The sequence below is a fragment of the Ruegeria sp. YTSC199 genome (assembly GCF_059609725.1).
The window spans coordinates 172,161-195,309 of the sequence record NZ_JBXWMF010000004.1 but is presented as its reverse complement, the minus strand read 5'-3'; the positions used below and the strand labels follow the sequence as shown (position 1 = coordinate 195,309).

Sequence of the window (23,149 nt, the reverse complement as noted above, 5' to 3'; positions counted from 1 at the left end):
CAAATGTCGCGCATTGATGAAAGCATGGAGTTCATTCCGGTTCGGATCGCCGTTCTGACCGTCTCGGACACACGGTCGCTGGACGAGGACCGCTCGGGTCAGACGCTGGTCGACCGGATCGAGCGCGCGGGCCATTCGGTGGCCGACCGCAAGATCATCCGGGATGAGCGCGGTGAGATCGCGGCCCAGTTGCGGCTGTGGGTTGGTGACCCTGAGATTGACGTGGTGATCTCGACCGGGGGCACCGGTCTGACGGGCCGCGACGTGACGGTCGAGGCGCATCGCGACGTCTATGAGAAGGAGATTGAGGCGTTCGGCACCGTTTTCACCATTATTTCAATGGAAAAGATAGGAACATCCGCCGTGCAATCCCGCGCCACGGGCGGCGTGGCTGGCGGTACCTACCTGTTCGCATTGCCCGGCAGTCCCGGTGCTTGCAAGGATGCCTGGGACGGGATTCTGGAAAAACAGTTTGACTACCGTCATCGCCCCTGCAATTTCGTGGAAATAATGCCCAGATTGGACGAACATCTGCGACGGAAGTAGACTGGTTGCACGTTTAATTGTTCGTAACCGCTTTGTGGCTTGGCATTTTTCTGTGCCCGGCTACCTTTTGCACGTGGCAGCCTGATGCGACCGGGGTGGGTGATTGATGCGATTTCTGAGGCAAAGCCTTGTTGGTGTCTTTCTGGCGTTTCTGACGCTGGCCCTGCTGTTTGTTGCCGCGCAACTGATAACCGGCGCGGTGCAGGATGCGCTTAATCGCGACAGTGAACCGCCTGAAGCGCGCGAACGCATCTTTGCCGTCAGCGTGCGGCCAGCGGAACTTGAAACCGTCACCCCCTATCTCGAAGCCTTCGGCGAAGTGCAAAGCCGCCGCCGTCTGGAATTGCGCGCGGCGCTTGGCGGGCGTGTGGTATCTCTGGCCGAAGATTTCGAGGACGGCGGCGTTGTCACCGCGGGTGAGGTTCTGGTGGAACTGGACCCTGCTGATGCACAGTCGGCGCTGGATCGCGCCAAATCCGACCTGCTGGATGCCCAATTCGAGGAACGCGACGCCGAACGCTCTTTGCTGTTGGCGCAGGACGAGTTGAACTCGGCCGAGGCTCAGGCGGATCTGCGCGGACGTGCCTTGCAGCGCCAGAAAGACCTGCAGGGTCGCGGGGTCGGCACGCCTGCGGCCGTGGAAGAGGCGGAACTGGCCGAGGCTGCGGCACAGCAATCGGTTCTGGCGCGCCGCATATCGCTGGCGCAGGCGGAATCGCGGGTCGATCAGGCGACCACCTTGCTGGCCCGTACCCGCATCGCGCTTGAAGCCGCCGAACGCGATCTGGACGACATGACCGTTCGCGCGCGGTTTGCAGGTACGTTGACCGATGTGACCCTGGTCGAAGGGCGGCTGGTTTCGGCCAATGAAAAGCTGGCCGAACTGGTTGATCCAACCGCGCTTGAGGTGGCGTTTCGCGTCTCGACTGCGCAATACGTGCGTCTGCTGGATACCGAGGGCGATCTGATCGATGCGCCGGTCACCGTATCGCTGGATGTAACCGGCACCGATCTGATGGCCCATGGTCGCATCAGCCGTGACAGCGGTTCGGCGGGCGAAGGGCAAACCGGACGGCTGATCTATGCAAGGCTGGAGGACGCACCGGGGTTCAAGCCCGGCGATTTCGTCACGGTCACGGTCGAGGAACAGCCTTTGGACAACGTGGTGCGCCTGCCCTCATCGGTTCTGGATTCGGCGGGCACGGTGCTGGTGCTGGGCCCCGATGACCGGCTCGAGGCGCTGCCGGTACAATTGATCCGCCGTCAGGGCGATGAGGTGCTGCTGCGCGGCCAGGGACTGGTCGGGCGCGAAGTTGTTATAGGTCGAACTCCGCTGCTGGGCGGCGGGGTTCGTGTACGTCCGCTGCGGGATGAGGCCAATGCCGGAGTCGATCCGGGCATGGTCGAGCTTTCCGACGAACTCCGCGCCCAACTGGTGGCGCAGGTCGAGGCCAGCGATCAGATGTCGAATGAGGCCAAAGCCAGCGCCCTGAGCCAGCTCAGCGCGCCCAAGGTTCCGGCATCTCTGGTGCGCAGCATCGAGAACCGGGCAGGGGGCTAGGCGCCATGATGCGCGAAATCCCCGGTACGGCGGGCGGTATCCTCAGCTATTTCACCCGCCACCGGACGGTAGCCAACCTGCTGTTGCTGGTGATGCTGGTTCTTGGCGCTGCAGCGATCCCGGCGATGCGGGCGCAGTTTTTCCCGGACGTGATCCTCGAACGTGTGGACGTGGATATCGACTGGGAAGGCGCTGGCCCCGAGGATGTGGATAACGGCATCGTTCAGTTGCTTGAACCGGCCCTATTGGCGGTCGAAGGGGTGGCCAGCACGAGCTCGACCTCGCGCGAGGGGCGGGCCAATATCCGGCTGGAGTTCGAGCCCAACTGGGACATGTCGCGCGCCGTGGATGAGGTTCGGACCGCCGTCGATGGGGTGACTAACCTGCCCGATGATGCCGAGGAACCCTCGATCAAGCGCGGGGCGTGGCGGGATCGGGTCACGGATGTGGTGGTTACCGGCCCGGTCGATCCGGACCAGCTGGCCAAGTTCACCGACGAAATGATCAACCGCCTGTTTGCGGTCGGCGTGACCCGCACGACAATTCGTGGCATCGCCGCGCCCCGCGTGGTCGTCGAAGTGCCGACGGCGCAGCTGATTGCCAATGACGTCACCCTCTCGGAAATCGCACAGGCCATTGCGGCTGAGGCGATGGCCAACCCGGCGGGCGATGTTACCGGGGCCAATGCCCGAATCCGTACCGGCACCGAAAAGCGCACCCCCGAAGAGATCGAGGGCATCGCGCTGCGCAACTTTGCCGACGGGTCCAAGCTATTTGTGGGCGATGTGGCTGAAATCCGGGTTGAAGGCGTCAACCGCGTTCGCAGTTACTTTGTTGGTGAAAACCCGGCCATGTCGGTGCGGGTTGACCGGTCTAATCTGGGTGATGCCATCAAGATCCAGCACACGGTCGAGGACGTGGTGGCCGAGTTGCAGGCCATCCTGCCCGAAGGCGTGACCATTGAGCTGATCCGCACCCGTGCACAGGCTATCACCGAACGACTGGATATTCTGGTCGACAACGGATTGGTGGGTCTGGGCCTTGTGGTTTGCTTGCTGTTCCTGTTCCTGAACGCGCGTATTGCCTTCTGGGTCGCGGCGGGTATTCCGGTGGCGATGTCTGCGGCGATTGCCTTCATGTATATCGGCGGGCTGTCGATCAACATGATCTCGCTGTTCGGGCTGATCATCACGCTGGGTATCGTGGTTGATGACGCCATCGTTGTGGGCGAACACGCTGATTTTCGCGCGCGACGGTTGGGCGAGGCCCCCGTGGTGGCCGCTGAACGTGCAGCGCGGCGCATGGCGATGCCGGTCTTTGCCGCCACCCTGACCACCGTCATCGCGTTCTTCGGCCTGACTGCCATCGGTGGCCGGTTCGGAGAGTTGATCGGCGACATCCCCTTTACCGTTATCGCGGTGCTGATTGCCTCGCTGATCGAATGCTTCCTGATCCTGCCGAACCACATGGCCCATGCGATTGCACATTCGGCCAAGCAACACTGGTATGACTGGCCCAACCGCGTGGTTAATCGCGGCTTCCGTTGGGTGCGCGATCACCTGTTCCGGCCGCTGATTGCCTGGGTCGTCTGGGCGCGTTACGTGGTTGTGGCGGCGATGGTGGTGATCCTGGCCAGCCAGCTTGCCCTGTTCATCAAGGGTGACGTGAACTGGCGGTTCTTCAACGCGCCCGAGCGCGGCTCGGTTACCGGCAATTTTATCATGGTCGAGGGGGCCACCCGCGAAGATACGCTGGAAATGATGCACCAGATGCAGCGCGCCACCGAAGATCTGGGTAAGATTTACGAAGAGCGTCACGGGCGCAATCCCATCGACTATATTCTGGCCGAGGTCGGAGGAAATGCCGGGTGGTTCAACCTGAGTGCTGCGGATGGCAAGGACCGGGACCTGCTGGGCGGGATTTCGATCGAACTGATCGATTCGGACCTACGCCCCTATTCCAGCTTTGAGTTCGTGGGCGAGCTACAGGACTTTGTGCCGCGCCATCCCAAGGTCGAGCTTCTGACCTTCCGTGGCTGGCGCTCCGGCCCGGGCGGGGATGCGATTGATGTGCAGTTCTATGGGGCTGCTGTGAACACGCTCAAGGCGGCGTCCGAGGACCTGCAGGCGGAGTTGTCGAAATACCCCGAGGTTTCGGCGCTGGAAGACAATCTGGCCTATGACAAGGAAGACTTCATTCTGGACCTGACCGCCAAGGGGCAGGCGCTGGGCTTCCGCATCGAAACGCTGGGTCGCGTGCTGCGCGACCGGTTGAACGGGATCGAGGCCGCAACCTTCCCCGACGGCCCGCGCAGCGCCGAGATCCGCGTGGAACTGCCCGAGGGCGAGCTGACTGCTGATTTCCTGGAACGCACGCTGATGCGCACGCCGGACGGGGTTTACGTGCCGCTGGCCGATATCGTCTCGGTCGAGCGCAAGTCGGGCTTTTCATCCGTGCGGCGCGAAAACGGCCTGCGGGTGATTTCGGTGATTGGCGATATTTCCGAGGATGATCCGACCCGCGCGGCGGAAATCGCCCGTGCCCTGAGCGAAGAGATCCTGCCCAACATCGCAGCCGAACGGCAGGTCGAATGGCAGATGGCAGGCCTGAGTGAGCAGGAGGATGAATTCCTGACCGAGGCGCGCACTGGCCTTATTCTCTGTCTGACCGGGATTTATCTGGTGCTGGCCTGGGTCTTTGCCAGCTGGACACGGCCAGTGGTGGTGATGGCGATTATCCCGTTCGGATTGGTGGGCGCGATCTGGGGGCATTACATCTGGGACGTGCCGCTGAGCATGTTCACCGTAATCGGCCTGTTGGGGATGACCGGGATCATCATCAACGACTCGATTGTTCTGGTGACAACCATCGACGCCTATCAGCAGGACCGCGGTCTGGTACCGTCGATTGTCGAGGGCACGGCGGACCGGTTGCGCCCGGTGATGCTGACGACACTGACCACGGTTCTGGGGCTGACGCCGCTGCTTTATGAAGGTTCGCAGCAGGCGCAATTCCTCAAGCCCTCGGTGATCACGCTGGTCTATGGGCTGGGATTCGGGATGTTGTTAGTGCTGCTTCTGGTGCCCGCGTTGTTGGCCATTCTGAACGACCTGTCGCGCCCGATGACTGCAATGCGCCGGGCGCTGCGAGCACCGGACCGGATCGTGCAGGGCGCGGTGACAGCCACCGGGCTGGCACTGCTTGTCTGGTTCGGTTTGACAATGGTCTGGCCAGCGGTCGCGGGTGCTCCTGTTGGGTTTCTTTCGGGCCTCTACCCAGGAGACGAAGGCATTGCCGCCCTGCAAATGGGGCTGGGGGCTTTCGTCGCCGGTGCCGTGCCGATCCTTGTCCTGAGCGTCGTATTATCGGGGCTGCTCTACGTGCGCCTCAGGGGACGGGTGGCTTAAGACCGAAGCAGAGCGGTTTCCAGCAGATTTGTGACGCGGTCGCTCATCGGCAGATCGCCCCGTCGTATCTGATCGATCGGAAACCAGCGGGCGTCCAGTGCATCATCCCCGGCCAGCGGCCTGCCCGAACGATACTGACAGGCGACCCCGACCAACAGGTAATGCGACAGCACCAAGCCCTGCGCGTCGTGGCGCAACAGGTCCAGATTGTCGAGGTAGTGCAGCGGCTCGGCCATGATTGAGGTTTCCTCGTGCAGTTCCCGCTGCGCGGCTTGCATAACAGTCTCGCCCCATTCCACGTGCCCGCCGGGAAACCCCCAGAGCCCGACATCGGGTTGCTTGCTGCGCCGCACCAGCAGCACGCGTGCCTCATGCATAACAACGGCCAGAGCACCGATCTTTGGAGTTTTTTCCATGGTTCAGCCCGCGCTGCAGCCCTGAATGTCCACCGCGTGATTGGTCCCCAGAACCGTGATCCGAATCTCGGATCGGTCCAGCGCAAAGGGTCCGCCCGAGGCGCTGATCACCTCGGATGTGGCCACCAGAGTATCGCCCTGCCGCTTGGTTTCAGGCTGCGAGGCCCAGAGTGCCGGATTGCCCGGTTCGATCACGGCAATCTCGCGTCCTCCGGCCGAGGGCATTTTTACGCGGGCTTCGATCTGCATCCCGTCCGAGGTTGGGGTCAGATGACAACTGGCGGCGGTCACGCGTGCCTCTTTCGCGGAGTAGGGGCGCTGGGCCAGTGCAGCAGCGATGGCCGGGTTGCGCTTGGCGTCGGCGTTCAGGGTGTGATCGAAATCCAGCCGCTCGGGGATGCAGACATCCTTGCAGATGCCAAGATCCATGTCGCCGCGCAGCCGAACGGGCTTGGTGGGATCCCGAGGGGTAATCTCGACCGGCAGCACCAGTTGGTCGGCGTAACCTATGGATTGCAGGCCGTTTTGCACGAACACCTCGGGCGCGGGCCAGGTGATCGACACATCGCCTACATTCCGCGAGCCGCGCCAGTCAAACTGCGGCGGGATACCGGCATCGCCAGGTGCGCGCCAATAGGTCTTCCAGCCGTCCTTCAGTGTCAGCCGCAACGCGCCAAGATAAGTGCCGTTGGCGGTGCGCCCGCCATCCAGCACGTCCAGTTGCACAACCCCGTCCACTTCCTGTGCTTGCGCAGGAACGGTCATGGCGAAACAGGTCGTCAGGGCGACTGCGGTCGATTTCAGATAACGCTTCATACCCAATAAATGCGCGGTCCGGTCCGGGATTCCAAGTCACGTTCCGGTCACTCGGATGAAATCTGGCGAAATGTGGCCTCATCCCTTGCCAATACCCATGCGCCGGGGCCATTGTTGAAAGGCACGAAGCAAGAGATGTAAATCCATGGACCTGACCGGAAAACTGTTGATTGCGATGCCTGGCATGGGTGATCCGCGCTTCGATCATTCGGTAGTTTACGTTTGTAGCCATGGCGAAGACGGGGCGATGGGTCTGATCATCAACAAACCCTCGGACTTGCGGATCAAAGCTTTGCTGGAGCAATTGAATATCGCCTGCCGAATTCCGATTGTGGGCGAGCGTCTGGTGCATTTCGGAGGCCCCGTCGAGATGTCGCGCGGTTTTGTTCTGCATAGCTCGGATTACGAGGCCAACCTGCATTCGATGCAGATTTCGGACGATTTCAGCATGACCGCGACGTTGGATGTGCTTGAGGACCTCGCCTCGGGCCGTGGGCCTCTGAATTCGACCCTGGCGTTGGGGTATTCCGGCTGGGGTCCCGGCCAGTTGGAGGATGAAATTGCCATGAATGGCTGGCTGACCACCGAAGCAACCTCGAAACTGGTGTTCGATGTGCCCGATGATGAGAAATGGGGGGCCGCTTTGGCGACGCTGGGCGTTGACCCGCTGACCCTGTCGGCCAGCGCCGGGCGCGCCTGATCAGCTGTCGCGCGGCGCGGCAGCGCGGCGCAGGCGGTCGTTGATGGCGGCGCCCAGACCCTGATCTGGGATCGGTGACACCGCAATCGGGCGGCCCGTGGCGTTCAGCTTATGCAAGGCCGAGAACAGGTTGGCGGCGGCTTCGGTCAAGCTGCCCTTTTCCGACAGGTTTAGATCGCAAGAAACAGGGCCGAACCCCAGCAACACCTCATCGCCCCGCGGGTTTATTGCATTCAACCGCACCGGAGCGTCCGGTGCGTAGTGTGACTGCAACTGGCCTGGCGCGGTCAGCAGGTCTCCGGCCTGATGGATGTGTAGGCGCGCATTCAAAACGGATTCGACCTGTTCCAACGCGACGCCACCCGGGCGCAGCAGCGAAGGCTCTCCGGCCAGTCCGACAATGGTGGATTCCAGCCCAACGCCGCAGGGACCGTCATCCAGAATCGCCGCAATGCGCCCGTCCAGACCGGCGCGCACGTGATCGGCGGTTGTAGGGCTGATCTGGCCCGAAGGGTTGGCCGAAGGGGCCGCGACCGGCCCGTCAAACGCCGCCAGCAAGGCCCGCGCCGTTCCATGAGCGGGTACACGTACCGCCAGCGTGTCCAACCCCGCGGTGACCAGCGGAGAAATCCTTTGCCCGTCGCGCAGCGGCAGGACCACCGTCAGTGGTCCGGGCCAGTAGGCTGCGGCCAGGGCTTCGGCCCGGTCCGACCATTCGACGTACCGCTGCGCCGCCTCAACCGATGCCACGTGCGCGATCAGGGGGTTGAAGCTGGGCCGTCCCTTGGCCGCGTAGATGCTGGCGACGGCTTCGCCATTGCGGGCGTCGCCGCCCAGCCCATAAACGGTCTCGGTGGCGAAGGCGACCAACAGGCCCTGCCGCAGCAGGTCCGCTGCTTGTGCGATTCCGCCGGGATCGGCGGACAATTCCAATGTGCCGTTAGGGATCATGTCTGGTGACGCCGCGTTTTGATTGCTTGTACCATCTGGCTGGCTAGGTAATCGAATAGATCAAGGATGCATAAAGGTGGGCATTGCAATTTCCAACCCCACCCGCGAAAAACCATTTAGTTAACCCTGAGGGAACTCATGCCATACCGCGCGCCCATTTCCGACTATGAACTGCTTTTCCGCCACGTGGTCGGATTCGATCAGATTGCCGCGACCGAGAAGTTCTCGGAAGCCAGCGAGGATGTCGTCGGTGCTATCCTGACCGAGGCCGGCAAGATGTGCGAAGAGGTGATGGCCCCGCTGCAGCGCCCCGGCGATCTGGAGCCGGCGCGGCTTGAAAACGGTGTGCTGCGGACCTCGCCCGGCTATGCCGACGGCTGGAAAGCGATTGCCGAAGGTGGCTGGATCGGGATGAGCGGTGATCCCGAATATGGCGGTATGGGCCTGCCGATGACCCTGACCACGGCGGTGAACGAGATGATGTCGGCCGCCTGCCTGTCGCTGCAACTGGCTCCGCTGATGACCCAGGGTCAGATCGAAGCGTTGGAGCATCACGCTAGCGGCGAGATCAAGGCGCTGTACCTGCCCAAGATGATGTCGGGCGAATGGGCTGGCACCATGAACCTGACCGAGGCGCAGGCCGGGTCGGATGTGGGGGCTTTGTCTTCGAAGGCCGAGGCCAATAGCGACGGCACTTTTTCGGTAACAGGGCAGAAAATTTTCATCTCGTGGGGCGATAACGACTTCACTGAGAATGTGTGCCATCTGGTGCTGGCGCGTCTGCCAGACGGTGTGCCGGGAACCAAAGGGATTTCGCTGTTCTTGGTGCCCAAGTACCTGCCTGACGAAAACGGCAATCCTGGCGTGGCCAATGACCTGAAGGTCGTTTCGGTCGAACACAAGATGGGACTGCACGGCTCGCCCACTTGCGTGATGCAGTATGACGGTGCCAAGGGCTGGCTTGTGGGCAAGGAACATGGCGGCATGGCCGCGATGTTCACCATGATGAACAACGCCCGTCTTGGTGTTGGCGGTCAGGGCGTGGGTGCCGCCGAAGGGGCCTATCAGCACGCGCTGGCCTATGCGTTGGAGCGCAAGCAGGGCAAGACGCCCTCGGGCACGATTATCGACCATGCGGATGTGCGTCGGATGCTGGTGAGCATGCGCGCCGATACCTTTGCTGCGCGGGCGATCATGCTGTCCAATGCGGCCGCGATTGACATGGCCGCAGCCACCGGCGATGCCGAGTGGAGCGCGCGGGCCGCATTGCTGACTCCGATCTGCAAGGCGTTCGGCACCGAGACCGGGATGCGTGTGTCCGAGACCGGCGTGCAGGTGCATGGCGGCATGGGCTTTATCGAAGAAACCGGTGCGGCGCAGTACTACCGCGATGTTCGCGTCACCGCGATCTACGAGGGCACCAATGGCATTCAGGCTATGGACCTTGTCGCACGCAAGATGATGGACGGCGGTGAGGCTGCCTCGCGCCTGCTGGATGAGATCGAGGATCACGCCGAAGAGGCTCGCGCCACTATGCCCAATCTGGCCGGGCCCGTCTGGGAGGCCACCGAAAGCCTGCGCGAAACCACCGAGTGGCTCGTGGCGCAGTCCGACATGAAGACCCGCTTTGCCGGGGCCGTGCCCTATATGCACGCCTTCGCCCGGGTTCTGGGCGCGCATTACCACCTCAAGGCCGCATTGGCTGAACCCAATGGTCCGCGCTTCAAACTGGCGCGATACTACATCAACGCGCTGCTGCCGGAATATGCCGGTCTGCTGGCGCAGGCTCAGAACGGGGCCGGGGATCTTTACACTCTCAGCGCCGAGGAATTGGCAGTATAATGGACGGGGACACTCCTTTGGCGATCCGATACCCTTGGCCCGAGCCTCCGGCTTTGGGAGAGGTGGTCGAGGTCGCCGTGGGCGTGTTGTGGATGCGCCTGCCGCTGCCCATGGCGCTGGACCACGTCAACATCTATGCGCTGGATGATGGCGATGGCTGGACGGTGATCGACACCGGGATTTCCTCGAACAAGACCCGCCGGGTCTGGGAAACACTCATGGCCGGACCGCTGGGTGGCAAGCCGGTGACCCGTGTGGTGGTCACGCATCATCACCCAGATCATGTCGGCAATGCAGGCTGGTTCCAATCCGAGCAGGGCGCTGAACTGGTCACAACCCGCACTGCCTGGCTGTTCGCGCGGATGCTGCAGCTGGATGTGCAGGAAACCTGGCCGCAAGAAACTCTGGACTATTATCGCAGTGCCGGGATGGACGCCGACTTTCTGGCTAAACGCATGACCGAGCGCCCGTTCAACTTCTGCGACACCGTCTACCCGATGCCGCTGGGCTATACCCGTATCAAGCAGGGTAGCGTCATCCGTATGGGCGGGCGCGACTGGGACGTGCACATAGGCAATGGCCACGCGCCCGAGCACGCCACCTTCTGGAGCCGCGATGACAATCTTGTGATCACCGGCGATCAGATACTCAGCTCAATCAGCCCCAATCTGGGCGTTTATGTCACTGAACCGATGGCCGACCCGGTGGCCGAATGGCTTGAGGCTTGCGAGCGGCTGCAGGGCCTCTCGCGGCCCGATCATCTGGCGCTGGGCGGGCACAAGCTGCCCTTTACCGGCCTGCCGCTGCGGATGCGGCAGCTGATCGACAATCACCACGGCGCGTTGGACCGATTGCAGGGCTACCTGAATACACCGAAAACCGCCGCCGAGTGCTTTGTCCCCCTGTTCAAACGTCAGATTGGCGAGGGCGAGTATGGGCTTGCGCTGGTTGAGGCGGTTGCACATCTGAACCATCTTTACCACATTGGAACCGTGACCCGAACGCGGCGCGCGGACGGGGCCTGGGAGTTTCAGCGCAAAGGGTAATGGCATGCAGGACCAGATCGAAACATCGGCCGAGGCGGCAGAAGCGGCGGCTTTGCCCCGATGCTACGAAGTTCATGCCAACCCGGATGCGAAATCCGGCGCCAAGGACCTTCCCGGCCAGCTGCAAAAACCCGTCGCCACCAAAAGCCCGGCGCAGTGGGCCTATGAGCGGCTGATCCTCTATATCCAGAATTTCGAGCAGACTCTGGATGGCGATCAAGAAGTCGCCATGGGCTTTACCGGCGGCGATGCGGGGGTGATGCGGATCGAGGGCATGGGTTATTTCGATCCCGATATCATCACCTTCTATGGCTCGGATGCGACCGGGGCGCGAACCCAGCTTGTGCAGCATGTCAGCCAGTTGAACGTGATGCTGCGGGCCTTGCCCAAATCGGTCGAAGACAAGCCCGCCAACCGCATCGGCTTTCGGTTGGCAAAGGATCTGGAAGAAAGCTGACCGCCTGACTTGCAATTCACGTCTGCGCAGCCTTGAATGAGTGCACCATTCAAGGGGGTGACGCGTGTCCGATTTCTCAGCCGTTACAAGTGCCTACAAAGGCGCATGGGCGCGCCGTCGCGTCTTTGTGCCGATCTATATTGCCGTGCGCCTGTTACTGGTCGCTCTGATCGCGCCGGGCGTGGCCATCACCGTCAATCTGGCCGTGTCGCTTTCGAACCAGACTGCGCTGACGGATCAGGCCATCGCTGCCTTCATCCTGTCTCCCGTCGGTTTTGTCGCGGCGATTGTCGTGCTGAGCCTGTTTCTGTTGGCCGAGGTGTTTGTGTTCTCGGTCATGACCGGATCGCTGCGGATGGGCGAGTCTGACCCGTGGCGTGCGGGCAGTTCCGCCATCGGCCTGATCCTGTCGCGGCTACCAGCGCTGTTCGGTTTTGCGGTGCGCTTTGTATTGCGGGTTCTGGTTCTGATCCTGCCCTTTGCTGCCTTTTCCGCCGTGATCGCGTGGTGGACGCTGACCGAATATGACATCAACTACTACCTGACGTTCCACCCGCCCTCCTTCTGGATTACGGTGGTTCTGATCGGGGCCGTGGTCCTGGTCATGGCTTGGGTGCTGATCCGCCGGTTGTCGGCGTGGGCGCTGGGCTTGCATCTGGTCCTTTTCGAAGGGGTTCACCCGGCCCATGCGTTCAACGTCAGCGCCACCCGGATGGAGGGCAAGCGCGGTCGCCTCAAGATCGAGCTGGCGATTTGGTTGATCCTGCGGGTGATCATCGCGGGTCTGATCGCCTGGGCGGCGGGGCTGCTTTTTGCCATCGTGCCGCTGCAGGGGGCCGGCCATCTGCGTTTGGCGCTGATCTACAGCCTGGTGGTGGCTGGTATCTGGTCTTTGGCAGGCCTTGTGCTGGCGGCAACGGCTTTGGGTGCGCTGGCGGTGCTGCTGGACGGGTTCTTTGAGATCAGGACCGAAGAGCCGCCGCATCCCGAACCGGGTCGCCTGCGTATCCCATTGTTCGCCGTTTTGGGTGCTGCAGCGGCTGCCGTTCTGATCGGATTGTGGTTTGGGCAACACTTGCTGGAACGCATACAGGCCCCGGACCGGGCTGAGGTGATCGGCCACCGTGGTGCTGCCGCCCTGCGGCCCGAGAACACCATGGCTTCGGTGCTGAAGGCGATCGAGGATGGGGCGGACTGGGTTGAAATCGACGTGCAGGAATCTGCGGATGACATGGTCATCGTCGCCCATGACAGTGACTTCATGAAACTGGCGGGTGTGAACCTCAAGGTTTGGGATGCGACGATGGAGGACATCGCCCAGATCGATATCGGTAGTTGGTTCGGCCCAGAATACGCTGAGGAACGCACCCCGACCCTGCGTGAGGTTCTGGAAGCTGCCAAGGGCAAGTCCAAGGTCATCATCGAGTTGAAGTACTATGGCCACGACGTCGATCTGGAAAACCGCGTGGCGGCGATTGTCGAAGAGCTGGAGATGCAGGACGACATCGCCACCATGTCTCTGAAATACCCTGCGGTGCAGAAGATGAAGAAGTTGCGCCCGGATTGGCGAGCCGGGGTCTTGGCAGCAACGGCAGTGGGCGATCTGACCGGGCTGGAAGGTGACTTCATCGCCGTCAACGCCGCGATGGCGACGCCGGGGCTGGTACGCTCGGCCCATGCGGCGGGCAAGGATATCTATGTCTGGACGGTGAACGACCCGTTGCAAATGTCAGCTATGGCCTCGATGGGTGTGGACGGGCTGATCACCGACCGCCCCGCGATGGCCAACGAGGTTCTGCGGGTGCGCGCCGAAATGGGCCCGGCCGAGCGGCTGCTGCTGTGGTTGGCAACCACCTTCGGCATGTCCGTCGACACAAAAGCGATGCGCGATGATAGCCCGTAATCTGGGCGTGGCCCTCGCGCTGATGGCGTCCACCGCTACGGCGCAGGACTTCATGCGCAACATCGAGTTGCCGGCCCACCGTGCCCTGATCGCACAGCGCGGGGACACGGAACCAACGCCGTTCGAAACCGATGGCTGTTCCGGTGGCCTGTCGGCTAGTTGGCGCTTTGTGGCCGAGACATTTCCCAAATTCCGCGCCCTCTACGAGGAACACCCTCCGTGGGAATACTGCTGCGTGACCCATGACCGCGCCTATCACAATGCGGGTGACGCGACGCAGGCCGAGGGCAGCTATGACGCGCGCCTGTCAGCGGATGATGCGCTGCGTGCCTGCGTCAAACAGCATGGAGAAGATAACGCCGACGCCTATGCTGAACGGTATGACATGACACCCGACCAGATTCGCACGGCGCATTCCATCACGGCCGAAGCAATGCATGCGGCGGTGCGGTTGGGCGGTGGGCCCTGTTCCGGCCTGCCTTGGCGCTGGGGTTTCGGATATCCAGGCTGTTCTGTGTTCCTGCCTACGCCCCCTGCGCGCGAATGACGTGGTGACAGGCCTCGGATTTTCGATTATCCAACGTCTTAAACACGCGAACTGGGAATCTCTGAACAATGGCTGAATACAAGCACGGCGAAATGGACATCAAAGTCCAAGAAAAAACCTTCCACGGCTTTATCAAGGCCACCACATGGTGCGTGGTTGCCATCATTTTCCTCTGCCTGTTCCTGGCGGTTTTCGCCTCTTAATTCGGAACGGGGTTCACCGTGATCAGGATTTTGCTTGCCTGCCTTTTGGCAGCAACCGTTGCTGGCTGCACCGGTTCGCAGCGCCCACAGGCAGATCAGTCGGAAGTCGTGGCACGGTCCTACCGTGACCCCGGACCTTCTACGCTGACCCTTTATACGATGATCAACACCCGGACCGGTTCGGGTGCACATACCTCATTGATGATTAGCGGCAGTGAGAGAGTGATCTTTGACCCCGCAGGTTCGTTTCGTGCGGATGTGGTGCCGATAAAGAATGACGTGCTTTACGGTATCACTCCGAACGTCGAGCGCGCCTATCGCAGCAGCCACGCGCGCGAGACGCATTTTGCGCGGATTCAAACCATCGAGGTCACCCCGCAACAGGCCGAGATCGCCCTGCAACTGGCCAAGCAGATGGGGCCGGTGTCGAGCGCGTACTGCGCCAACTCGACAGCTCAGCTGTTGCAACAGGTGCCGGGTTTCGAACAGATCAGCACCACCTTCTACCCGGTCAAACTGTCCGAGCAATTTGGAGAGATCCCGGGGGTTGCCACCAGCGAATACCGTGAGAATGACGACGCCGATCTGCAAAAAGGTCTGGCGGCGAACAATGCTGTTCTGAACCAGCAGGACGCAGCCCTAACTCAATAGATACAGCAGCCCGTAGAGGGTTCCGGCGCCAGAGAATATGGCCGCCAGCACGTTCTTGGTAACCAGCCCGACAACCAAAGCGACCGCTGCCGCCGCCATGCGCGGCGCGTCCGGCTGTCCTTCGGTAGCGGTTGGCCACACCACCAGCGGCGCGATCAGCGCTGGCAGGATGGCCACGGCGGTGTAGCGCAGATGACGCAGCAGCCAGGGTGGCATCGGGCGGTCTCCGACCAGACCGATGAAGACAAATCGCAGGGCGTAGCTGCCCACTGCCAGACCTATGATAATGGTCCAGATTGTTACAGCATCGACTTGATTCATGTCCCGGTCTTTCGGCGTTCTGTGACCAGTTCAGCCTGTGCGCCTGCGATCATCCCGGCACACCCTGCGATCAAAAGGCCCAGATTGTACGGAAGGGCCACCGTCAGCAACGAAACGGCAATGGCAACTAACGCGGCGATCACATGGGGCAGGGTCCTCATCATTGGGCCGATCATGGCCAGAAAGGTAATTGGCAGGGCGAAGTCCAGCGCCCAGCTTTCGGGAATGCGCGTCCCCAGTACCGCGCCCAGATAAGTTGCCAGAATCCAAAGCGGTGTAATCGGAGTGACAGAACCCACGAAATAGGCCATGCGTTGGGGGACGGTCATCTTCGGCTCTTTCTCGAACTGCACGATTGAGCAGGCATAAGACTGATCGACCGTCAGGTAGGCCGCACAGGCCCTCTGCCATAGCGGTGCCGCCCCCAGAAAGGGCGTCAGCGAGGCCGAGTACATTGCCATTCGCAGGTTCACCGCCAGCGCCGAGATCAGAATGATGGCCGTGGGCGTCTGGTCCTGCAGCAATTGCAGGGCGGCGAATTGCGCTGCCCCCGCAAAGACGGTTGAAGTGAGCATCATGGTCTGCACGATATCCAGACCGGCCTCAGTTGCGAAAACGCCGAACAGGGTGCCGAAGGGGATTGCGACAAAGATGAACGGTGACCCGTCGCGAAAACCCTTCCAATAGTATGACTTGGATGTGGTGTCTGCCATGGCTAAATCCTATGGTGTTGCCCGCAGCACTAACGGTCTTGGGAAAGGGTTGCAATTGGCTACAGAACTGGATGCCTCGGACTACATCATCGCCCCCGACCCCGGCGCGGCCCGCCTGACCCGTGCGGTCGAAGGTGTGGACCAGAATGGCGAGATCAGCCGGATCTCGGTGGTCGAGGAGCGTCCGCTGACGATCTTCCTCAACTCGCAGGAGATCGTGACGGCAATGACCATCGGCGATTACCCGGAATATCTGGCGCTGGGGTTCCTGCGCAATCAGGGCATGTTGCTGGCCGATGACCAGATTACGCGGGTCGATTACGACGACGATCTGGAAACCGTAATCGTCCGCACGGCGCGTGAAACCTCGTACGAGGACAAGCTGAAGAAAAAGACCCGCACCAGCGGCTGCGCGGTCGGCACGGTGTTCGGCGATATGATGGAGGGGTTGGAGGATGTGCGCCTGCCACAGGTTCAGGTGCGCACCTCGTGGCTTTATGATCTGGCCGCCAAGATCAATCGGACGCCCTCGCTGTACCTTGAAGCGGGCGCAATTCACGGCACGGTCTTGTGCTGCGAGAATCGCCCCTTGGTCTATATGGAGGACGTGGGCCGCCACAACGCGGTCGACAAGATCGCCGGTTGGATGCTGTCCGAGGGCGAGGCGGCCGAGGACAAGATCCTCTACACCACCGGTCGTCTGACCTCGGAAATGGTGATCAAGACAGCGATGATGGGCATCCCGGTACTGGCGTCCCGCTCGGGCTTTACCGCCTGGGGCGTCGAGATCGCCCGCGAGGTCGGCCTGACCCTGATCGGCCGCATGCGCGGGCAGCGGTTCGTGTGCCTGTCCGGTGAGGACCGGCTGGTCCGCGATGTCGACCCGGCATCGGTGGCGGTCGAGGACAAGAAACATCGCAGGAAGAGCGCGGGATAATGCTCGTAGCTTATCTCCTCGTGTTCTTATTAATCGCGCTGATGTTTGTTGCATTCAGAAGCTACGAAAGAAGCAAACGAGCTGTCATTGAAGGAATGGCAAATCTCGATCAAGGCCACCTTGATAAACTGGGATGGACGCCGAGGGTTTTTATCAGCCCATGGGGTTTTCTCGGCTCTTTCAAACAGGGGTGGCAGTCTTGGGGACTGTTGGCGCAGCGACAGAACATCGCCCTTCAACGGGTTTTACTTCACGGTTTGCCCAGCTCTTTGGAGTTATCTGAAGAGACTCAAAAATCAGTGCGCAATTTCCGGCGTTACTTCTGTGCCTTACTTGTTATTGGTGCCGTGGTCGTTTTTCTGCCTGCCTATCTTCGCTTAAGCCGTGCTCTGGCCGAATTCACAGGAGTGCCCAAAGACACATGGTGCATTCTGTTCAGCCTCTGCATAGGTTTTTTGGTTTTTATTTCACTGGAGAAGTTCAAGAAATGGCCTGTAACTGAGGATACACCATGACCAAACCTTTAGGAGTGATCCTCGCAGGCGGTCTGGCCACCCGGATGGGTGGTGGCGACAAGGGCCTGTTGCAGATCGGTGGGCAGAGCCTGTTGTGCCATGTCATCGAACGTCTTGCCCCGCAAGTCGATGACCTTGCGCTGAACGCCAATGGTGATCCCGAACGGTTCGCGGATCTGAACCTGCCTATACTGCCGGACACGATTGAAGGGTTCGCAGGCCCTTTGGCGGGCGTTCTGGCCGGGCTCGACTGGGCGGCAGAGCACGGTGCGGAAAGTATCGTAACCGCAGCAGCAGACACGCCGTTTTTCCCGCGCGATCTGGTGGCGCGTCTGATGCATTCCGCCGAAGGACAAACCCATCCGCTGGTTCTGGCGACCACACCGCGCACCGGGGAGGAGGCGCTGAAATCCGGCGGTGGCAAACGCATCAACCGGCACCCGACATTCGGCCTCTGGCCCGTGGCACTGCGTGACGATCTGCGCGATGCACTGAACGACGGGCTACGCAAGGTCGTGCTGTGGACCGACAAACATGACGGGCGCGAGGCGCTGTTTTCGGCCGACCCGTTCGATCCCTTCTTCAACGTCAACACGCCCGCTGATCTGGCGCGGGCGGAAAAGCTGCTGGAGCAGGCATGAAAACATATGGCGTCACCGGATGGAAAAACGCGGGCAAAACCGGGCTGATGGAGCGTTTGGTGACCGAGATCACGGGGCGCGGTTTCTCGGTTTCGACCGTTAAACACGCCCATCACAGGGTCGATGTCGATCAGCCGGGCACCGACAGCTATCGCCACCGTACCGCCGGCGCGTCCGAGGTGCTGCTGGCCTCGGGCCAACGCATCGCCATCATGCAGGAGCTGCGCGGCGCACCTGAGCCGTCTCTGGCCGATCTGCTGGCGCGCTTGTCACCGGTTGATCTGGTGTTGATCGAAGGGTTCAAACGCGAAGCCCATCACAAGGTCGAAGCGTTTCGGGCCGAGGCCGGAAATCCGTTGATGGCACCGGAAAACGCAACTATTCGCGCCGTGGCCAGCGATACGCCGTTGACCGCGGACTGCCCTGTTTTCGATCTGGATGACACCGCTGCAATCGCTGATTTCATCCTGCAGGAGGTCGGATTATGACCAAACCGAACATCGCACCGCCGCCCCTGCGCAACGATTGTTTTGCGCTGCCCGCCGGTGTGAACTGGACCCCGGTAGACGACGCGCTGGGTCTGCTGCGCAAGCGGTTGACGGTGGTGAAGCGCGCCGAAACTCTGCCTTTGGAGCAGGCAACGGGGCATATTCTGGCCGAAGGTGTCATCGCCAAACGCTCAAACCCGCCGCTGCCGAATACGGCGGTGGACGGCTATGGTTTCTCCGGTGCCGCGCCCGAGGGGCCGCAGGTGATGCCCATGCATCCGGGGCGCGCAGCGGCGGGCATTCCGTTTGACGGCACGGTACCCGACGGCCATGCGCTGCGCGTGCTGACCGGCGCGGCCCTGCCTGCGGGTGTGGATACAGTCATTCTGGAGGAAGACGTAACCGTTCAAGAGGGCCACATCGCCTTTCACGGCCCTTTGAAATACGGCGCCAACACACGCTGCGCAGGCGAGGATGTGGCCGAGGGCGATCCGGTTTTGCCCGCCGGGCGCAGGTTAACACCCGCCGATCTGGCTTTGCTTTCCGCGACGGGTCTTGCCGAGGTGCCCGTCCGTGAAACGCTGCGGGTGGCCGTTTTGTCCACAGGGGACGAATTGATCGAACCGGGCGAACCCGCCGGTCCGGGCCAGATATTCGATGCCAACCGCCCGATGCTGTTGTCACTGATCGCCCGCATGAGGTTCCAGCCCGTGGATATGGGACGTGTTGAAGACGACCGCGATGCCCTGCGCGACCGCCTGAATCGGGCGGCAGTGCAGGCGGATGTGATCCTGACCAGCGGTGGTGCGTCGGCAGGGGATGAAGATCACGTCTCGGCCCTGTTGCGGCAAGCGGGCGCGATGCAGGAGTGGCGGATCGCGCTGAAACCCGGGCGACCCTTGGCGTTGGGAATGTGGGACGGAACACCGGTCTTCGGCCTGCCGGGCAATCCGGTGGCCGCCATGGTTTGCACGCTGATCTTTGCCCGCCCGGCGCTGGGCCTGATGGCCGGTGAGGGTTGGCAGGACCCGCAAGGTTTCGACCTGCCCGCCGCATTCGAGAAACGCAAGAAGCCGGGCCGCCGCGAATATCTGCGCGCTCGTGTCCGCGATGGCCAGGCCGAGGTGTTCGCTTCGGAAGGGTCGGGCCGGATCAGCGGGCTCAGCTGGGCCGAGGGGCTGGTCGAGATCGAGGACGGCGCTTGCCACATCAAACCGGGCGATATGATTCGGTTCATTCCCTACGGGAGCTTTGGGTTGTGACGTTCAGAATAGAGAAGGGTTTCTCTGAGGCGGAACGGGCAACATCCGCCGCCCTGTTCTGGCAGGCTTTCGCAGCCAAGCTACACAAGGTCATGGGGCCGGACCAAAAGGGGCTGGCCTTCATAGAGCTTGCCATAAACCCGCAATTTGCCCTGGTCGCGCGAGACAGTTCAAACAGGATGCTGGGGCTGGCCGGCTACAAAACCCAGGACGGCGGGCTGGTCGAAGGCAGCCTGTCCGAAATGGCAAAGGTATATGGCTGGTTTGGCGGCACATGGCGCGGTCTTGTGCTGAGCGTTTTGGAGCGTGATCTGCAGCCCGGCGTGTTTCAAATGGACGGTATCTTTGTCGCTGCAGAGGCGCGCGGACAGGGTGTTGGAACCGCGCTGCTCTCTGCGATCAAGGATGAGGCTCGCAAATCGGGTATGTCAGAGGTGCAGCTGGACGTAATCGATACCAACCCGCGCGCAAAGGCCTTGTACGAACGCGAGGGCTTCAGAGCCGTCAGCAAGGAAGAAACCGGACCGTTCCAGTTCTTGTTCGGCTTCAACAGCGCCACGCGCATGAGCTGGGCGGTTACCGCGCCTTAGTCAAACGTCCCGGCCACACGCCCCAACAGCATGAAGGCCCGTGCCGTGCGGGTTTCGCCAAGGGCGGTCAGGTCGGCATCGCTGGCCTCGGGCTCGAAGGCGACGATCATGTGATCGAAGCGGCGCAGGAAATGATGCGCGGCGTCGCGAAAGATCGGGTCCTGTTTCATCCGTGCCGCTGTCAGCGCCAGCGAGGACCGGTCGCGGATGCCGCCCAATGCGGCCACCGAACGCCCGCGCGCGCCTTGCGCGAACTGCCGCCAGACCTCGGGCCGGGCCATATCGGGGCGCAGGTCATCCATATAGATGCCTTCCTGGCTAAGCAGGGTCAGCACATCCTGCGAGGCCTGCACCAGCTGCGCGGTCTTGCGGTCCTTCAATGCCAGACGCAAGGCGTTAAACCCGTCGGCATCGTCCTGGGTTTCGGGGAAGTTCAGCGCGCGGATGAAAACATCGGTGCTGAGTGGCGGCGCGATATCTTCGGCCTGGGTGCCCAATTCCAGCGTTGTCTGGTCGCCAGTGCCGTTGGGTGCCGCCGCACGCGCGCGCTCTGTGCGTTTGGTCGAGAACGTCGCCAGCGCGCTTTCGGTCTTTTTCGCCGCCTCGGCGATTTCATCCAGCTTCTTGCTGACTGCCGGCTCATAAGAACTGGCCGAACGCTGTTGTTGGATGACATAGGCCTGCCGGATCGCGTCGATCGCGGTCTGCAGACGTTCGCTTTCTTCGCGCATCACGCGGCTCGCGCGCATCGCGGTGGCAGCAACCCAGAACATCGCCACCGGCATGAACACCGCCAACAAGGTCACAATGAAGCCTCCGCCCTGTGCCTGGCCGGGCAGCACCAGAAATACCACTGAAACCACCAGCCAGATCACGCTGAGCACGATGGCCGCGATCTCGATCTCGGTCACCACCGGGCGCGAAGGCTTGTCGTAGATGCCCAGCGAGGTCGGTCGCTCGGGTTCCTGCTCAGGTGAGGGCTCGGACATGGGGACGCTCCGGTCAGGCGTACTCGATACTCAGCACTTCGTAAGACCGCACGCCGCCGGGGGTGCGAACCTCGACACTGTCACCTTCGTCCTTGCCGATCAGGGCGCGGGCGATGGGCGATTTGATGTTGAGCAGACCGTTTTCGATACTGGCCTCATACTCACCCACGATCTTCCAAGTCTTTTCCTCGTCGGTGTCTTCGTCAACCAGCGTGACCTTGGCGCCGAACTTGATCGCACCGGACAGCTTGGCAGGGTCGATCACGTCAGCCAGCGACAGGATGCCTTCCAGTTCCTTGATCCGACCTTCGATGAAGCCCTGTTTTTCGCGCGCCGAGTGGTATTCGGCGTTTTCCTTCAGATCGCCCAGTTCGCGCGCCGAGGCAATGGCCTCGATGATCGCGGGGCGTTCAACGGATTTCAGGTTTTTTAGCTCTGCCTCGAGCGCGGCATTGCCCGCAGGCGTCATTGGAATCTTTTCCATACTCTTGTCGTCCACGCAAAAAATGTTGCGCCCCGCCGCATGGAACCAGCGTCGGGGCGATTTGATGGGTTGGCAAATACCTGACCCAAATGAGGCGTGAAATGCAAGAGGGTGATGTCCTGTGACGCGGATTACGGCCTAGTCGTAACTAATCACCTCGAATTCGATGCCGTTGTCGTCGTCAAAGTAGAATCGTCGGCCCGGCTCGTAATCAGCGTGGGATTTGGGGGTGAACCCGGCCTTTTTCACTTTGTCTTCAGTGGCATCGATGTCTTCGACCAGAACGCCTACATGGTTCAGGCCGCCAACGATGTCATAGCTGCTTTCGCCCGACGGTTTCGGATCGCTGGGCGCATACAGTGCCAGATAGGTATGCTTACTGCCTACATGCACCGTGTATCCGCCCGCGATGGCCGGGCCTTCCCAGCGTGTTTTCCATCCGAACACCTGTTGCATCCACGCCGCCGAGGCCATGGGGTCGCGCACGGTGAAATTGGTGTGTTCAAGTGTTGCCATCATGGGATCTCCTTTTCAGTCTTGAGGCTTGTTCCGACTCATCGTAATTTCTAAACCTAACTTTAGGTCAAGGTATTTTTGCGAGGGTGAAATGGCGGTATCGGAAGGATTGGCAATTGGCGCTTTGGCGCAGCGCACCGGGATGGCGGTTTCCGCCATTCGTTACTACGAGGCGCAGGGGCTGATTTCGCCCTGGCGCAACGCAGGCGGTCAGCGGCGGTATCAGCGTGCCGATATCCGACGGCTGAGCTTTGTCATGATCGCCCAGCAATTCGGACTGACCCTGCCCGAGATTCGCGAGGTACTGTCAGGCCTCCCCGGAAACCGCACGCCGACGCCGAAAGATTGGCAAAAGATCAGTATCGGCCTGCGGTCTCATCTGGACCAGCGAATCGATACCCTGACGCGCTTGCGCGACAATCTGGACGGCTGTATTGGATGCGGTTGCCTGAGCTTGCCGAACTGCGCCCTTTACAACCCTGATGACCGCGCCAAATCCCATGGTAGCGGTCCCAGATACCTCATGGGGGACGCACCAGAGACATAACTGCCGCATTGCAGCAATGTTACGCCGTGTTTTGATTGACCAAGGTCTTTCCGACCATGTAATCAGCCGTGAAACAATATTGCGCAGACCACGCAGTGAA

The 23,149-nt window shown here is 61.4% G+C and carries 26 protein-coding genes; 18 read left to right on the top strand and 8 right to left on the bottom strand.

The annotated features are described in order from the left end of the window. The first annotated feature begins 3 nt into the window (after nucleotides 1-3). The 3 genes from moaB (at nucleotide 4) to AC2FEE_RS05475 (ending at nucleotide 5,514) form a co-directional block, all read left to right on the top strand. Nucleotides 4-546, top strand: a complete 543-nt coding sequence (moaB, locus tag AC2FEE_RS05485) for a molybdenum cofactor biosynthesis protein B (protein WP_496863606.1) — start codon at nucleotides 4-6, stop codon at nucleotides 544-546. A gap of 106 nt (nucleotides 547-652) precedes the next feature. Next, the gene (locus AC2FEE_RS05480) at nucleotides 653-2,107 is read left to right on the top strand and encodes an efflux RND transporter periplasmic adaptor subunit (protein ID WP_496863604.1); all 1,455 of its coding nucleotides are present in this window, start codon (nucleotides 653-655) and stop codon (nucleotides 2,105-2,107) included. Nucleotides 2,108-2,112: 5 nt separating this feature from the next. Next, entirely contained in the window at nucleotides 2,113-5,514 is a 3,402-nt protein-coding gene (locus AC2FEE_RS05475) for an efflux RND transporter permease subunit (RefSeq protein WP_496863602.1), read from the top strand. Here the strand turns inward: AC2FEE_RS05475 and AC2FEE_RS05470 are convergent. Next, nucleotides 5,511-5,930, bottom strand: a complete 420-nt coding sequence (locus tag AC2FEE_RS05470; protein WP_496863601.1) for an NUDIX hydrolase — start codon at nucleotides 5,928-5,930, stop codon at nucleotides 5,511-5,513. The two genes, AC2FEE_RS05475 and AC2FEE_RS05470, sit on opposite strands and share 4 nt — an antisense overlap. 3 nt (nucleotides 5,931-5,933) lie before the next feature. Continuing rightward, nucleotides 5,934-6,746, bottom strand: a complete 813-nt coding sequence (locus AC2FEE_RS05465; protein ID WP_496863600.1) for a protein-disulfide reductase DsbD domain-containing protein — start codon at nucleotides 6,744-6,746, stop codon at nucleotides 5,934-5,936. A gap of 145 nt (nucleotides 6,747-6,891) precedes the next feature. On the opposite strand from AC2FEE_RS05465, the gene AC2FEE_RS05460 reads away from it, so the two are divergent. Continuing rightward, on the top strand, nucleotides 6,892-7,446 hold the full coding sequence (locus tag AC2FEE_RS05460) for a YqgE/AlgH family protein (RefSeq protein ID WP_496863598.1): 555 nt from the start codon (nucleotides 6,892-6,894) through the stop codon (nucleotides 7,444-7,446). Here AC2FEE_RS05460 and AC2FEE_RS05455 read toward each other — a convergent pair whose 3' ends face one another. Beyond that, nucleotides 7,447-8,397: an L-threonylcarbamoyladenylate synthase gene (locus tag AC2FEE_RS05455; RefSeq protein ID WP_496863597.1), complete on the bottom strand. Its 951-nt coding sequence runs from the start codon at nucleotides 8,395-8,397 to the stop codon at nucleotides 7,447-7,449. It abuts the gene before it with no gap. 138 nt (nucleotides 8,398-8,535) lie between these two features. Between AC2FEE_RS05455 and AC2FEE_RS05450 the strand changes: the two genes are divergently transcribed. From AC2FEE_RS05450 to AC2FEE_RS05420, 7 genes are all read left to right on the top strand, one after another. Then, nucleotides 8,536-10,239 (top strand): acyl-CoA dehydrogenase family protein, encoded by a 1,704-nt coding sequence (locus AC2FEE_RS05450; RefSeq protein WP_496863596.1) that lies wholly within the window; start codon nucleotides 8,536-8,538, stop codon nucleotides 10,237-10,239. Next, nucleotides 10,239-11,285 (top strand): MBL fold metallo-hydrolase, encoded by a 1,047-nt coding sequence (locus AC2FEE_RS05445; protein WP_496863595.1) that lies wholly within the window; start codon nucleotides 10,239-10,241, stop codon nucleotides 11,283-11,285. Before AC2FEE_RS05450 ends, AC2FEE_RS05445 begins: the two co-directional genes overlap by 1 nt. 4 nt (nucleotides 11,286-11,289) lie before the next feature. Beyond that, nucleotides 11,290-11,742: a DUF6173 family protein gene (locus AC2FEE_RS05440; RefSeq protein ID WP_496863593.1), complete on the top strand. Its 453-nt coding sequence runs from the start codon at nucleotides 11,290-11,292 to the stop codon at nucleotides 11,740-11,742. A gap of 64 nt (nucleotides 11,743-11,806) precedes the next feature. Beyond that, nucleotides 11,807-13,645: a glycerophosphodiester phosphodiesterase family protein gene (locus tag AC2FEE_RS05435; protein WP_496863592.1), complete on the top strand. Its 1,839-nt coding sequence runs from the start codon at nucleotides 11,807-11,809 to the stop codon at nucleotides 13,643-13,645. Next, entirely contained in the window at nucleotides 13,632-14,192 is a 561-nt protein-coding gene (locus AC2FEE_RS05430) for a hypothetical protein (RefSeq protein WP_496863591.1), read from the top strand. The genes AC2FEE_RS05435 and AC2FEE_RS05430 overlap by 14 nt, the downstream gene beginning before the upstream one ends. A 68-nt stretch (nucleotides 14,193-14,260) precedes the next feature. After that, nucleotides 14,261-14,395, top strand: a complete 135-nt coding sequence (locus AC2FEE_RS05425; protein ID WP_496863590.1) for an aa3-type cytochrome c oxidase subunit IV — start codon at nucleotides 14,261-14,263, stop codon at nucleotides 14,393-14,395. Between the two features lie 18 nt (nucleotides 14,396-14,413). Further along, a complete protein-coding gene (locus tag AC2FEE_RS05420) occupies nucleotides 14,414-15,046 on the top strand; it encodes a hypothetical protein (protein WP_496863589.1) in 633 nt (210 codons plus the stop codon). Here the strand turns inward: AC2FEE_RS05420 and AC2FEE_RS05415 are convergent. Then, the gene (locus tag AC2FEE_RS05415; RefSeq protein WP_496863587.1) at nucleotides 15,035-15,367 is read right to left on the bottom strand and encodes an AzlD domain-containing protein; all 333 of its coding nucleotides are present in this window, start codon (nucleotides 15,365-15,367) and stop codon (nucleotides 15,035-15,037) included. The two genes, AC2FEE_RS05420 and AC2FEE_RS05415, sit on opposite strands and share 12 nt — an antisense overlap. Then, complete coding sequence (locus tag AC2FEE_RS05410; protein ID WP_496863585.1) at nucleotides 15,364-16,080, bottom strand: AzlC family ABC transporter permease; 717 nt, start codon at nucleotides 16,078-16,080, stop codon at nucleotides 15,364-15,366. Before AC2FEE_RS05410 ends, AC2FEE_RS05415 begins: the two co-directional genes overlap by 4 nt. On the opposite strand from AC2FEE_RS05410, the gene AC2FEE_RS05405 reads away from it, so the two are divergent. The 6 genes from AC2FEE_RS05405 to AC2FEE_RS05380 are packed head-to-tail and all read left to right on the top strand — an operon-like array spanning nucleotide 16,079 to nucleotide 20,513. Then, nucleotides 16,079-17,017, top strand: a complete 939-nt coding sequence (locus AC2FEE_RS05405) for a formate dehydrogenase accessory sulfurtransferase FdhD (RefSeq protein WP_496863583.1) — start codon at nucleotides 16,079-16,081, stop codon at nucleotides 17,015-17,017. The genes AC2FEE_RS05410 and AC2FEE_RS05405 overlap by 2 nt on opposite strands. Then, entirely contained in the window at nucleotides 17,017-17,532 is a 516-nt protein-coding gene (locus AC2FEE_RS05400) for a hypothetical protein (RefSeq protein ID WP_496863581.1), read from the top strand. Before AC2FEE_RS05405 ends, AC2FEE_RS05400 begins: the two co-directional genes overlap by 1 nt. Then, complete coding sequence (gene mobA, locus AC2FEE_RS05395) at nucleotides 17,529-18,173, top strand: molybdenum cofactor guanylyltransferase MobA (RefSeq protein ID WP_496863579.1); 645 nt, start codon at nucleotides 17,529-17,531, stop codon at nucleotides 18,171-18,173. The genes AC2FEE_RS05400 and mobA overlap by 4 nt, the downstream gene beginning before the upstream one ends. Next, complete coding sequence (mobB, locus tag AC2FEE_RS05390; RefSeq protein ID WP_496863577.1) at nucleotides 18,170-18,661, top strand: molybdopterin-guanine dinucleotide biosynthesis protein B; 492 nt, start codon at nucleotides 18,170-18,172, stop codon at nucleotides 18,659-18,661. The genes mobA and mobB overlap by 4 nt, the downstream gene beginning before the upstream one ends. Continuing rightward, complete coding sequence (locus AC2FEE_RS05385) at nucleotides 18,658-19,923, top strand: molybdopterin-binding protein (RefSeq protein WP_496863575.1); 1,266 nt, start codon at nucleotides 18,658-18,660, stop codon at nucleotides 19,921-19,923. Before mobB ends, AC2FEE_RS05385 begins: the two co-directional genes overlap by 4 nt. Beyond that, nucleotides 19,920-20,513 carry a GNAT family N-acetyltransferase gene (locus tag AC2FEE_RS05380; protein WP_496863573.1) on the top strand — a complete coding sequence of 198 codons (594 nt, stop codon included), beginning with the start codon at nucleotides 19,920-19,922 and terminating at the stop codon, nucleotides 20,511-20,513. Before AC2FEE_RS05385 ends, AC2FEE_RS05380 begins: the two co-directional genes overlap by 4 nt. Here the strand turns inward: AC2FEE_RS05380 and AC2FEE_RS05375 are convergent. From AC2FEE_RS05375 to AC2FEE_RS05365, 3 genes are all read right to left on the bottom strand, one after another. Then, complete coding sequence (locus AC2FEE_RS05375; protein ID WP_496863571.1) at nucleotides 20,510-21,502, bottom strand: hypothetical protein; 993 nt, start codon at nucleotides 21,500-21,502, stop codon at nucleotides 20,510-20,512. The two genes, AC2FEE_RS05380 and AC2FEE_RS05375, sit on opposite strands and share 4 nt — an antisense overlap. Nucleotides 21,503-21,515: 13 nt before the next feature. After that, nucleotides 21,516-21,986 (bottom strand): transcription elongation factor GreA, encoded by a 471-nt coding sequence (gene greA, locus AC2FEE_RS05370; RefSeq protein WP_496863569.1) that lies wholly within the window; start codon nucleotides 21,984-21,986, stop codon nucleotides 21,516-21,518. 138 nt (nucleotides 21,987-22,124) lie between these two features. Further along, nucleotides 22,125-22,505: a VOC family protein gene (locus tag AC2FEE_RS05365; protein ID WP_496863567.1), complete on the bottom strand. Its 381-nt coding sequence runs from the start codon at nucleotides 22,503-22,505 to the stop codon at nucleotides 22,125-22,127. An 88-nt stretch (nucleotides 22,506-22,593) separates the two neighbouring features. On the opposite strand from AC2FEE_RS05365, the gene soxR reads away from it, so the two are divergent. Continuing rightward, complete coding sequence (gene soxR, locus AC2FEE_RS05360) at nucleotides 22,594-23,049, top strand: redox-sensitive transcriptional activator SoxR (protein ID WP_496863565.1); 456 nt, start codon at nucleotides 22,594-22,596, stop codon at nucleotides 23,047-23,049. Nucleotides 23,050-23,149 lie beyond the last annotated feature (100 nt).